Raw genomic sequence first — 13,413 nt, 5'->3', positions numbered from 1 at the left:
TCAAGGTAAAAGGTGCAAGGTAAAAGGCTAAAAAAACAGTGGGGGAGTAACCTAACTCACCTTTTAGTCTTATGCCTTTCGCCTTGCACCTTTCACCTGAATTATTATTCCAGCCTTAATACATCGACTGACACCGACAATGTATGTTGGCCGCCACCAAAGGCAATGCCTTTAAGCGGTGTTACATCAGCATAATCACGGCCCCAGGCCAGCGTGATATGTTGATCCAGCGGTACGGTATTATTGGTAGGATCAAAATCCAGCCAACCAGTACCGGGAATATAGACTGAAAACCACGCATGGGAGGCATCAGCACCTGTTAAACGCTGCTTTCCGGGTTCAGGCAAAGTTTCAACATAACCGCTAATGTAACGCGCAGCTATGCCATAGGCACGCAAACAACCAATCGCCAGATGTGCAAAATCCTGACAGACGCCTCGACGAAAACTTAGCACCTCAGATAAGGGCGTCGCGATAGTGGTAAAGGTTGGATCATAGGTAAAGTCTTTATGAATGCGCCCCATTAAATCATGCACAACATCGACCAATGCCCGATTGGGCAGGAACGAGCTACGCGCATAGTCAGCAAGCTCAGGAATAATGGTCACCATTGGCGAGTCAATTACGTATTGACGTGCGTCCAGTATTTCAAGATTATTATCCTGGATTTGTACCTGGTTTTGACTTTGCTCACTTTGTGACTGTATTTGCAGCGGCGTTCCCTGTAACAGGCTGCGCACTTGCTCCCACGTTAACTGATTAAATAAATCCAGATTGTTTTCTCTCGGAAATATCGTTACTTCACTGATTGCGGTAACGATCAGTTGCGTATGAGGCTGCTGGATAGCGAAATAAGTCACGCGATTGCCGAAAAAATCAGTTCGCTCGCGAAAATCCATCGGGGTCGGTTTAATGTCAAAACGGCTGTTGTGACAATGCTGACGCCAGAAATTACGAGGCTGTAATTTGACTTCATTTTGGCATAATCCGACCGACTGACTATAGTGATAGAAGGTGCTGTGGGTAATTCGGTATTTCACAGTTCATCCTCAGGGGTATTAAGTATCATCAGCTCCGAAGTCTGTGAGTGGCTGAAATAAGCATCAGCAATAACTTCTGCAAACTGCCATAACAAAGCAGTCGTATTTGCCAGTAACTTGTCAAAATCAATATAAATAGCTTTATTTTCGGTAGCTTGGGTTAATTCAAGTACATTGCACAGACGCAGGTCTGTATAAGCTTTTAAAATTAATCGCTCTTCTTTACTGAGATGACTATTGCCTTTGCAGCGCGGCAATGCTTCCACGTGGATACATAACTGATGGAGTTGGTAGGCGACTGAGCGTGGATGGGTTTCATCCAGTAATAATAATTCCAGTACCATCGGTAGCTGGATAAAAGAGCGGTAGCGACGCTGATAAATGGTTAAACTGTCAGTTGAAACCAGAACCGCTTCAAGCACCTGATTTTGTAAGGCATCCTCGTGTTGCAATGCCAATGTTGAGCGGAGTAAGGCAATCAGCGCCAAGGCACGTTCCAGTCTGCGTCCGCTGTCAAGCATCAGCCAGGCGGCTTCACGGGTCATACTCTCATTGGTTAAGCCGGTAAAGGCGACGATGCCGGTAATTAAATCATCCAGATTATTTTGTAACTGTTCGATATTGAGTTCATTATTGATGACCCGCTGCTGCCATCGACGTTGAATATTGTCAACACTACGCCAGGTATCTTGTGACCAAAAGTCACGGATACTGAAGGCTGCTTGAAAAAAGGCTTGAATATTTGCCGTCAATGAACCTTTGCGATGACCATCTTTAGCCAGAGACAATAACTCGGCTTCAGGTGTTTTCAATAGCTGTGCATCACCTTTTACAAAGCCGGGATAAGTACCGGTGACCTGAGTCAAGGTTCGCAACAATACGTTAAGGCATTCAGTGTCAATGGAGTCCTTAAACTCCAAAGATTCCCTTAATTTTAGTAATATGGTTCGTAACAGTCGTGTTACTGCTTCAGTGCGCTCAAGATGTCGGCCTACCCAAAACAGATTGTCTGCCGCGCGACTGGTCAGCGGTTCGGTGGCTGCATCAATCAGTTGATTGCGCTTGGGTTGCGTCCATAAACTTATCGGCTTGTCAGGCTCAGATGCCAATACCCATGTGTCTTTACTAATGCCGCCGGCCTGACTTGAAACGATAAAATTATCTTTTTGGCGAGCGATACGGGTAAGTCCACCGGGCATCACCACATAATCATCGCCGCTGGCGACCACAAAACTGCGTATGACGGCGTTGCGTGGTTCGATACTATGGTCGATAAATGCCGGTAGTGTAGAGAAACTGACTCGTTCCTGACCTATAAATAAATGCGGTTTAGCCAAAATTTGGCTACGCAGTTGTTCTTTTTCTTTACTACTTAATTCACCGCCAAAAACGGCATGATTACCCATGCTACGATTGATAGGCTTAATGACCAGATTATCAAGATTTTGCAGGACAAAGTCCCGTTCGCGGCGCTGCCCGCACCACCAGGTTGCAACCGAAGACAGCTTGAGTTCTTCATTTAAAAAATGCCGGGATAATCTCGGTAAAAATGCCAGTAAACCAGGATTTTCAAGAATACTGCTGCCCAAAGGATTGGCAATGGCGACATTGCCACGACGCACAACTTCCAGTAGTCCTGCCACGCCCAGTTGTGAACTGCTGCGCAATTCCAGTGGATCACAGAAGGAGTCATCAACCCGGCGTAAAATAACGTCGACAGCTTGTAGACCGGTCAATGATTTAAGCCATACACGACCATCACGTACCGTTAGGTCGCCGCCCTGAACCAGAGTATAGCCAAGATAAGAGGCCAGATAGGCATGCTCAAAATAGGTTTCATTAAGTGGACCAGGGGTTAATATGACGATACGCGGGTCTTCTTTATTGTGCGGCGCAATATCAGCAAGTCCTTTACGTAGGGCTTTAAAAAAAACGGATAAGCGGTGGACTTGCGTCTCTCGAAAAATATCCGGCAGAACGCGTGTCATTACGGTGCGGTTTTCCAGCGCATAGCCTGAGCCGGAAGGTGCCTGAGTACGGTCATCCAATACCCACATGCGACCGTTGGGACCACGGGCAAGATTGGCTGAATAAATAGTCAGATGTCGCAGCTGATTTTGCAAGGCGCCGACACAAGGATGTAAAAAGCCTTCATGACCCAAAACCAGTTCAGCGGGCAGCAAGCCTTTTTTTAGCAGGTTTTGTTTGCCGTAAATATCTTTTAGAATCAGGTCAAGCAGGGCTGCACGTTGCTTGAGGCCTGTTTCAATAACCGACCATTCTTCGCTGCTGATCAGTAAGGGAACAGGATCAAGCCGCCAAGGTCTGGTTAAATTTTGTGAGTCGCCATAAACATTGTAGGTAACCCCATTTTCACGCAACAACCGTTGAGCTTCCCTACGGCGTAACTCAAGTTTTTCGCTGCCCATAGCTTCAAGTGCGCCCATAAAGCGCTCCCAATAAGGTAGTGCTTTATTTTCAGTGGCATACATTTCATCGTAAATGCCCAGTTGCGTCGCGTAATATTGCGTGCCAATATCATTGGCAGGGTTGTTGTCGTTACGCACTGATTATTCCTTATGTTTATTCATGGTCGGCCTGACAATTTTATAGAGAGCTGGTAGGTAAAAAGTCGTATGGGTACAGAGTCCTCGTTGATTAAAGTACATTAATTTTCTGTAATGCCTGCCGTGTTCGCCCTGAAAGCCAAAGCTTACGCGGCCCGTTTTGTGGGTTTAATTAATTCAGGGTTCCATACAAAAATACGGTTAAGGTGATATCCAGAAATTAATAGTCCCAAGTGGCGCAGGGCATCGCTTAAGATCTTTGCTTAATATCCTGATAGTGGCGTAATGTCTCGCCGGTATATATTTGACGGGGACGATAAATAGTCACTTTTTCACCATGGATCATTTCACGCCAATGTGCCAACCATCCGGGCATACGGCCAATAGCAAATAAAACAGTAAACATATTGGTAGGTATTCCTGCCGCGCGTAGTATTAAACCCGAGTAAAAATCTACATTGGGATACAAATTTCGGGAAATAAAATAGTCATCTTTCAGGGCAATTTCTTCAATTCGTCGGGCAATATCCAGTAGTGGATCATTGATACCCGGTTTGTTAAGTAACTTGTCACAATGCTGTTTTAATACTTGGGCACGAGGATCAAAATTCTTATAAACACGATGGCCAAAGCCCATTAGCCGACTGGATGAATTTTTGTCTTTTGCCTGATTAATAAATTCGGTTCCGTCACCCCCTTCTGCGTGTATTTGTTCCAGCATTTTAATCACTTCCTGATTGGCTCCGCCATGACGTGGCCCCCATAGTGCAGCAATACCCGCAGTAATGACGGCATACACATTAGCCATGCTGGAGCCTGCGGTGCGTACCGACGAAGTACTGCAATTTTGCTCATGATCTGCATGCAGTATCAGCAGCATATCAATGGCACGAACAATGTCAGGATCCAGTTGATAATCACGTACTGGTGACGAGAACATCATGTTCATAAAATTACTGGCGTATTTGTACTTGATGGAAGGATAAACCAGCGGTTCACCGATTGATTTTTTATAAGAAAATGCAGCGATGGTACGTACCTGAGAAACCAGGTTGGCAACAATTTGTATTTCTGTCGCTTCATCCAGCTCATCGGGCACCGGATAAAAAGTGGATAAGGAGGCGACCATCGTGGTAAGAATTCCCATGGGATGAGATCCACGCGGGAAGCCGTTGAAAAAATGATGCATATCTTCATGAATAATAGACGACTCATTAAGACGGGTTGAAAAGGTCAGTAATTGATCACTGCTTGGCAATTCACCATAGAGCAACAAATAAGCAACTTCGACAAATCGCGAATGTTCAGCCAATTCTTCTATTGGGTAGCCACGATAACGAAGTATACCTTTTTCACCATCAATATAAGTGATAGCACTTTCACAGGCACCGGTGTTACCGTAGCCGTCATCCAGTGTCACATAGCCGGTTTGGCCACGTAACTTGGTAATATCAATGGCTTTTTCACCTTCAACACCGATGTACGTTGGTAATGAATAACTTTTATCTTCCAGTATCAAGGTTGCCGGAGTTAGCAGTTTTAATCTATCGCTCATATAAATATATCTCTATAGTAAGGTGTTGTTATCTGGTTATTTGATACTGGCAAAGCCATTGCGGGTAAAAATACCCGTAATTATTGTCCACTATTTTTCATTTTAGTGGGCAAAATACCTTTCAACAGTCGTATTAATTAAAGTAGTACCCAACTTATAATACTCACTTTGGTGGGTAAAAATTATCGGTTACGATGGCGTAAATCCAGTGTAAAAGGATACTCTGTGCTCAATTCTTCCTCAGGTGGTGCCATGGCTCTTGGTGCTGCATCAGTAATACTGAATTTTGCCAATAACGGTTTATCTGAAGCGGCCACCCGGGTGGTCGCAATCGGTGGTCTGATAATAACTCCCGGGGTATGTCCATAGTCCCAGAAACGTGTCATGCGTCTGGTTTCTGCGGCATAATCGTTAACCGGAAAATCATCATAACTACGACCGCCGGGATGCGCGACATAATATTTACAGCCACCAACTGAGCGGCCATTCCAGGTATCAATGACATCAAATACCAAGGGCACATGTGGCGCTATTGTAGGATGTAAGGCTGAAGGTGGTTGCCAGGCCCGATAACGGACACCGGCAACAAACTCACCTTTACGTCCGGTGTTACGCATGGGTAAACGTCGACTGTTACAAGTAATGACATAGCGCCCTTCAGTATAGCCGGTGACCGATACCTGGATGCGCTCAACCGATGAATCGACATAACGCGCGGTGCCGGTGCTACTGACTTCCTCGCCCAGGACATGCCAGGGCTCAATAGCAAAACGCAATTCCATATCAATGCCGTCAATCAGGGTATTGCCATAGCGAGGAAAGCGGAATTCAAAAAACGGTTCCAGCCATTCCAGATCAAAACCAAAACCTGCCCGTTGCAAGTCTTTAGTGACTTGCTTCATGTCTTCGCGGACATAATGCGGCAACATAAATTGGTCATGCAATTCAGTTCCCCAGCGCACCAAGTCGTGTTTATAAGGTTCGCGCCAAAACCAGGCAATTAATGACCGTAGTAAGACGATCTGTACCAGTGACATTTGGGCATGGGGAGGCATTTCAAAAGAACGCAATTCCAAAATACCCAGTCGGCCGGTTGAGCTGTCCGGCGAATAAAGTTTATCAATACAGAACTCGGAGCGATGTGTGTTACCGGTGATGTCAGTGAGTAAATGGCGCAACAAACGGTCAACCAACCAAGGTTCAGGGACTTCACCTTCAGGTATTTGTTGAAAAGCAATTTCCAGTTCATAGAGCTTTTCGTCCCGACCTTCATCAACGCGCGGAGCTTGGCTGGTGGGGCCGATAAACATACCTGAAAATAAATACGACAAGCCGGGGTGATGTTGCCAGTAAGTAATCAGGCTACGTAATAAATCAGGACGACGCAATAGTGGACTATCAGTCGGCATTTCCGCGCCCATGGTAATGTGATTGCCGCCGCCGGTTCCGGTATGACGACCATCCTGCATAAATTTTTCGGTACCCAGTCTGGTCAGGTGTGCCTGTTCATAAATAATGGTGGTTTTTTCCACTAACTCCGACCAGGTTTTGGACGGATGAATATTCACCTCAATAACGCCAGGGTCAGGAGTCACCATTAATCGTTCGATACGATAATCACGCGGTGGCTCATAACCTTCCAGTACTATAGGAATCTCCAAGCTGTCGGCAGTCGCTTCAATGGCGGCGACCAGTTCCAGATAATGTTCCAGTAATGTTAGCGGTGGCATAAAAATATACAACCGGCCTTCACGAGCCTCGACACATAGCGCGGTATGCGGTACTTCAACTTCTATGGTTACATCATCACCGGGTTCCTGTTCAATAATCTCCGGATGTTCTTTTTTCTTGGCTTCGATACGACTGTAACGGCGCGTCACCTCGCCATAATAATCGCCCAATTCCGGTAAGTCTCCAAACAGACTTTGGGGTTCTTGCGAATCGCGTTTTTCAGGGGCAACCCAAGGCAAACTTTCTAATGGTAAACGCATACCCATGGGGGAATTGCCCGGAACCAGAAACATGGCACCGCGCCTGAAATCCCAAGGCCCGCTTTTCCAGCACTGTTCAGACCAATTCCACTTAATCGGTAAAGTAAAACCTACCGGTTCATCCAGACCGGCATCCAGAATTTTGGTTAAGGTTTTGCGTTCAATAGAATCTTTTAAATTAATTTTTGACGGGTCAAGGTTTTCGGGCAGGGTGCCTTCCTGCCAGAGATAATAAAAGCTGTCTTCAAAAGCAGTGGCGATATAGCGGGATTGAACGCCCAAACGTTGACTAATTTGGTGAATAAATTTTTGCGCATGTTTGACCGTATGGCCATAATCTTGGTTAATATCGGCAAGCAAGGCAGGATTGCGCCAAATGGCTGTCTCATCTTTACGCCAGAAAATGCCATATTGCCAACGCGGTAAAGGCTCGCCCGGATACCACTTGCCTTGACCATAATGTAACATTGCCCCCTTTGCAAAGACATCACGTAGACGAATGGTCAATTGTTGTGCACGTTCACGCTTGTTTGCACCATCTGCGTGCGTATTCCATTCATCGCCTTCCATATCATCGACCGAAACAAAGGTAGGTTCGCCTCCCATGGTCAGGCGGACATCGTCTTCCATTAACTGTTTATCAACAGCTTGTCCCAGCGCATCAATGTGATACCACTGTTCCTCGGTATAAGGTTTGGTCACCCGAGGGTCTTCATGCAGGCGATCTACCGTATTACTAAATTCAAATTCCACTTCACATTTGTCAGTGCCGCCGGTTACCGGTGCAGCGCTGGCAGGATCCGGGGTACACGCCAGTGGAATATGGCCCTCGCCCGTCAATAAACCGGAAGTAGGATCCAGCCCTATCCAGCCTGCGCCGGGTATAAAAACTTCCGTCCATGCATGTAGATCGGTGAAGTCGTGTTCGGGACCTGAAGGGCCGTCCAGTGACTTAATATCAGAGGTTAGTTGCACCAGATAGCCGGATACAAAACGGGCAGCCAGTCCCAGATGACGAAGTATCTGCACCAATAACCACGCGGAATCCCGACACGAACCACTGCGCATTGCCAGCGTTTCTTCGCTGCTTTGGATACCGACTTCCATACGAATGTTATAGCTAAGTGCTTCAAAAACAGTGCGATTAATATCGACTAAAAAATCATTGATAGAGCGCTTGCTGACATCAAAATCTTTTACCCATTGTATTAATAACGGGCCGTTTTCAGTGGTTTCCAGATAGGGTTGCAGTTCTTTAAGTGTTAGTGCGTCGTAAGTAAACGGATAGTTTTCGGCATAATCTTCAACAAAAAAATCAAAGGGATTTATCACGGTCATATCGGCAACAACTTCAACCTCAACAGTAAGTTGTTGGCATTTATCAGGAAATACCACGCGGGCAACAATGTTACCAAAAGGATCTTGTTGCCAATTAATAAAATGATTTTTGGGCTCAATACGCAAGGTATAAGCTTTGATAGGAGTTCGACAATGTACTGCCGGACGTAATCGAAACACATGCGGGGACAAGGATACCGGTCTATCGAAGTTGTATATTGTTTTGTGACGAATGGCGACGCGAATGGTCATAGTTTTTTTCCTATTGCCCGATGGTTGGTTTGGCTTATTTTTAATAATAGCTTTGATTTAGTAAGCTGTATGTAATAGTGTAAGCATGAATTGTTCCATGTTGAGGATTTTTAGAAAAAAAGCGCGGATAATACGCTTGGCATCCTATCCGGCCGGATTTTTCCAGAATCATTAGTTGATGTAATAACCTCGAGATATGGTTACGAATAAGGCTCTTGTTCAAAACCAAATTTCAAACCATTAGTCCGGTGATTTGACTTACGGACTACTTTTATTTACTTTGAAAAGGCAATAAACTGCCGATAAGGTGAATCACCTTTCCATGTTATAGCTTCCGTGTAGTAGTGCATTAAAGCGAGATACCCCAGTAATCCTAAAGTAATGGCTTTGCGAATTTCGACACCAAAAAAGAATTCGGTTAATACGCTAACGATGTTGTCGCCATAAGCCTGCAAAAAAAATGCCAGGACTAATGAGCAGACGGGCAGCACAATAAAAATATGCACATTACAACGTGCGGCGTAGCGATAAAGAAAATTCTGTGGATGCTGGTGATGCTTATTGTAATCATGTGTCACATAAAAAATATAGGCTGTTGCATCATGCACCAATCGGGGCACCAAAATTGCCAGTAAATAATACTGTTGAAGATAAAGATAAAAACTACTTAATACCAGCAAGATATTGGACCATAAAAACCACTTGCCAAATACTGTCGTGACATGGCGTTGACAATAAAGGGCACTTAACACCAGTGCTGTACATAATAAACCGGCAATTTGTTTAAGCCATTCTGTTTGCTGCGCATCCAGGCTGTTTTTAAGAAAAATACCGATGTAAACAAAAAGCCCTGCGCCCACGCTTAGCCATAATAACAGATAAAATGCCCATGCGGGCAAGCGACAAACACCACGCGCTACGCCATGTTGTTGTTTAAGTACATGATATACGGTCCAGGCGGCAACCAGTACATAAAAAACCTGATAAGGAATAAATAAACTACCTACGCCAAAGATAATCGCAATTGCAGTGGTTACTGCGATTAGATTGCGTCGATAAAACCGTAGATAGTCAGTGTTGCTGACTAATACAATAGTGCTGGCCAGAATATGGGGGGTGCCGAACAGAATTTGGAACAATAAAAAATGGCTAGGTTTGCTGGGTAAATTTTCTCTTAAAAATCCGTGCCAAAACCAGCCATCAGCCAGTTGCAGGATCAGGCACAGTGGGATAATTGCATACAGCCCGAGCAATAACCTGAATGAGACGGTTAATTTACGCTCATCAGGTAAATCTTGAGCAGTAATGATATGTGCAGACATACAAATCCCCCTTGGTTATTATTGTTATGGTGCTTATGGTTTAAAGCAGAAGTAAAGTACACTGATTAACAAGAGGCTTTCAAGCTTTGCTTTTACTTTTAGAAAATAACATGACGACACTATTTGAGTTACATCCTCGCTTGAAGCAAGATTGCATCGCTATTGGCCGCTTTGAGTTATGCCAATTATTGATGATGAATGATAGCCAGTATCCCTGGTTCATCCTGGTGCCGGAAAAAATCGGTATAAAGGAAGTTTATCAGCTCAGTAAATTGGAGCGAAACATGCTGATTGAAGAATCCAGCATGCTTGCAGAAAATCTGGCGCTACTTTATAACGCCGATAAAATGAATATTGCCGCAATAGGTAATCTGGTTCCGCAGTTGCATATTCATCATGTCGTTCGCTATCAGACAGATATTGCTTGGCCAGCGCCAATATGGGGAAAGTTTGCCGCCGTTCCTTATTCAAGGCAGCAAATTACCGATAATATGGCTCTGGTTAAAAAGCAGTTAAAAATATAGCTGTTTACAGAAAGGCTTAACCATAGGTAAGCCTGGCGAACAGACATTATCTGAATAGACAGCAGATTTTCTAAATCTTAACCAACTCATACCTTGCTTTTACCGCTGGTTACAGTATCAAATACTTCAAAAAACCTGTATGACCATCGAACCTGTTAAATGAACAAATCAAATGAATAACATTGTAAGTAATAACAAAGTCCCAAGCAGAAAATTCTGTGTTGCCCCCATGCTCGATTGGACAGATAGCCGCTGCCGTTTTTTTCATCGGTTGATTTCACAACACGCCATGCTTTATACCGAGATGGTGACAACAGGCGCATTAATTCATGGCGATCATCATCGATTTTTACAGTTCAATGCTGTTGAAAATCCTCTGGCTTTTCAGTTGGGCGGCAGTAATCCACACGATTTGGCAATTTGTGCCAAGATGGTTGAAGACTATGGTTATACGGAAGTCAATTTGAATGTAGGTTGTCCCAGTGACCGGGTTCAGAATGGCCGTTTTGGTGCCTGTTTAATGGCTGATCCGATACTGGTTGCTGAATGTGTCGCAGCAATGACTGACGCGGTTGCTATTCCGGTGACTATTAAATCAAGAATTGGTATTGATAATCGGGATTCTTACGAGGAGTTGGTGAATTTTGTGGCTACCATTGCCAGTGCCGGTTGCAAAACGTTTATCGTTCATGCCAGAAAAGCCTGGTTAAGCGGTTTGTCGCCCAAACAAAATCGTGATGTACCACCATTACGTTATGATTTAGTCTTCCAATTGAAAAAAGATTTCCCGCAGCTGGAGATTATTATTAATGGCGGTATTACGTCATTGGATCAGGCCGAGGAAATGCTGAAAAATGTTGATGGCGTCATGATGGGGCGAGAGGCTTATCATAATCCTTATATGTTAGCTGATGTTGACAGGCGTTTTTTTGGTGCTGATAGCGAACCGCTTTCACGTCAAGCGATTGTTGCTGCTTTAATTCCTTATATTCAGGAACAGCTTAAAAATGATGTGCGCTTAAATAGTGTCTCCCGGCATATTTTAGGGCTTTTTCACGGCGAACCCGGGGCCAGAGGTTGGCGCAGAGCTATCAGTGAAAATGTCAGTCAGCCAGGTGCGGATGAAAAGGTCATACTGGAAGCCTTAAAGTTTACTGAGCAATGAGTTATACAGCTGGTAAGGGCAAAAAATACTTTTTTGTAAAAATTTCAGACTGTTCAAATTCTGGCGGTAATATAAAAGGTAGTGCTATACTTCGAGCTATTTTTTATTAAGTGAGACTGAAAAGCATGGAAGAACATTTCGCCAGAATTATTGAAGCGGTCGGTGAGGATTTGGGACGTGAGGGTCTGATTGATACACCAAAACGCGCGGCCAAAGCATTCAAATTCCTCAATAACGGTTACGATAAGACCTTGGAAGAAGTGCTTAATGGCGCTATTTTTTCTGCCGATACCGAAGACATGGTTATTGTTAAGGATATCGAATTATACTCGTTATGTGAACATCATTTATTGCCGTTTATTGGTAAATGTCATGTAGGTTATTTACCTCAGGGTAAAGTGCTGGGGTTATCCAAAGTAGCTCGTATCATTGATATGTATGCACGGCGTTTACAAATTCAGGAAAAACTGACCAAACAAATTGCCGATGCGATTGAGCTTTCAACCGGTGCCAGAGGCGTAGCCGTGGTTATTGAGGCCAAGCATTTATGTATGATGATGCGAGGTGTTGAAAAGCAAAATTCGGTAATGACTACGTCAGTGATGACCGGTATTTTTCGTAAAGAAATTAGCACGCGCTCAGAGTTTTTAAATTTGATTAGCAGATAGGTTGTTTATGGCTACTAAAAAAACAGGTGTATTACTGGCTAATCTAGGTTCGCCAACGGCACCGACAACGCGTGCAGTCAGACGTTTTTTGGCGGATTTTTTGTGGGATCCACGTGTCGTTAATTTGCCTCGCCCGCTGTGGTGGATGATACTAAATTTTTTTGTATTGCCATTTCGACCGAGCCGGTCTGCAAAAGCTTATCAAAAAGTATGGCATGAAAAAGGCTCGCCGTTAACTTACATGACCCGGCAGTTAACCGAGAAAGTCGCAGAGCAACTGGAGGCTAAAGGTATTGCTACCAATTATGTAATGCGTTATGGCGAGCCCTCTATGGCAACACAATTAAGAGCGTTTAAAACAGCCGGTATCACTGATGTTATCGTCTTGCCTTTATATCCCCAGTATTCGTCGACTACCACCGCCTCTATTTATGATGATTTAGTCAAAGAACTTAATCAATGGCGGCATTTACCCTCTTTTCAATTTATCAGTGATTACCATCAGGATAAAGATTATATTGCCGCAGTTGCCGATTCCATTGAACAGGCATGGCGTGAACAGCCAAAAAATGAATTGTTGATTATGTCTTTTCACGGGCTGCCAGAAGCTTTGACTAAATGGGGCGATCCCTATTTTCATCAGTGCCATAAAACCGCCGATTTAATTGCTGAAAAATTGAGTCTTAATGAACAAGAATGGATGATTGTTTTTCAGTCCCGTTTTGGCAAGGCAGAATGGTTAAAACCTTATTGTGTCGACACACTGGAAAAGCTTCCAGGGCAAGGTATTAAAACAGTTGATGTGGTGTGCCCCGGCTTTGCTGTTGACTGCCTTGAAACACTGGAAGAAATAGCCATGGAGAATAAATCCATATTTATGGAGTCCGGCGGAACGGCTTATCGGTATATCTCGGCGCTTAATGATTCAGAAGCGCATGTCGATGCCATCATTAATTTACTTGAACTTAAAAATTAAGTGGTTATAGTGACA

9 protein-coding genes are annotated in these 13,413 nt (G+C 44.2%); 4 read left to right on the top strand and 5 right to left on the bottom strand.

Features of this window, described 5'->3' with window-relative positions; all coding sequences use genetic code 11:
* Nucleotides 1–104: 104 nt before the first annotated feature.
* The 5 genes from N7974_RS05130 to N7974_RS05110 form a co-directional block, all read right to left on the bottom strand.
* The gene (locus tag N7974_RS05130) at nucleotides 105–1,040 is read right to left on the bottom strand and encodes a transglutaminase family protein (protein ID WP_262964570.1); all 936 of its coding nucleotides are present in this window, start codon (nucleotides 1,038–1,040) and stop codon (nucleotides 105–107) included.
* Nucleotides 1,037–3,607 carry a circularly permuted type 2 ATP-grasp protein gene (locus N7974_RS05125; protein ID WP_262964569.1) on the bottom strand — a complete coding sequence of 857 codons (2,571 nt, stop codon included), beginning with the start codon at nucleotides 3,605–3,607 and terminating at the stop codon, nucleotides 1,037–1,039. Before N7974_RS05125 ends, N7974_RS05130 begins: the two co-directional genes overlap by 4 nt.
* 250 nt (nucleotides 3,608–3,857) lie before the next feature.
* Entirely contained in the window at nucleotides 3,858–5,162 is a 1,305-nt protein-coding gene (locus tag N7974_RS05120; protein ID WP_262964568.1) for a citrate synthase, read from the bottom strand.
* 182 nt (nucleotides 5,163–5,344) lie between these two features.
* Nucleotides 5,345–8,743: a transglutaminase family protein gene (locus tag N7974_RS05115; protein ID WP_262964567.1), complete on the bottom strand. Its 3,399-nt coding sequence runs from the start codon at nucleotides 8,741–8,743 to the stop codon at nucleotides 5,345–5,347.
* A gap of 275 nt (nucleotides 8,744–9,018) precedes the next feature.
* Nucleotides 9,019–10,065, bottom strand: a complete 1,047-nt coding sequence (locus tag N7974_RS05110; protein ID WP_262964566.1) for a hypothetical protein — start codon at nucleotides 10,063–10,065, stop codon at nucleotides 9,019–9,021.
* 110 nt (nucleotides 10,066–10,175) lie between these two features.
* On the opposite strand from N7974_RS05110, the gene N7974_RS05105 reads away from it, so the two are divergent.
* The 4 genes from N7974_RS05105 to hemH all read left to right on the top strand — a co-directional run bounded on the left by N7974_RS05105 (nucleotide 10,176) and on the right by hemH (nucleotide 13,398).
* Nucleotides 10,176–10,589: an HIT domain-containing protein gene (locus N7974_RS05105; protein WP_262964565.1), complete on the top strand. Its 414-nt coding sequence runs from the start codon at nucleotides 10,176–10,178 to the stop codon at nucleotides 10,587–10,589.
* 172 nt (nucleotides 10,590–10,761) lie between these two features.
* On the top strand, nucleotides 10,762–11,754 hold the full coding sequence (dusA, locus tag N7974_RS05100) for a tRNA dihydrouridine(20/20a) synthase DusA (protein ID WP_262964564.1): 993 nt from the start codon (nucleotides 10,762–10,764) through the stop codon (nucleotides 11,752–11,754).
* A gap of 125 nt (nucleotides 11,755–11,879) precedes the next feature.
* Nucleotides 11,880–12,422 carry a GTP cyclohydrolase I FolE gene (gene folE / locus N7974_RS05095; RefSeq protein WP_243218387.1) on the top strand — a complete coding sequence of 181 codons (543 nt, stop codon included), beginning with the start codon at nucleotides 11,880–11,882 and terminating at the stop codon, nucleotides 12,420–12,422.
* Nucleotide 12,423: 1 nt separating this feature from the next.
* Nucleotides 12,424–13,398 carry a ferrochelatase gene (hemH, locus tag N7974_RS05090; RefSeq protein ID WP_394813051.1) on the top strand — a complete coding sequence of 325 codons (975 nt, stop codon included), beginning with the start codon at nucleotides 12,424–12,426 and terminating at the stop codon, nucleotides 13,396–13,398.
* Nucleotides 13,399–13,413: the final 15 nt, after the last annotated feature.

Origin of the sequence: Methylobacter psychrophilus (assembly GCF_025583945.1) — a bacterium.
In the GTDB taxonomy this organism is placed as follows: domain Bacteria; phylum Pseudomonadota; class Gammaproteobacteria; order Methylococcales; family Methylomonadaceae; genus Methylobacter_C; species Methylobacter_C psychrophilus.
The sequence above is the reverse complement of the archived record's forward strand: the minus strand, read 5'-3'. Positions and strand labels throughout refer to the sequence as shown.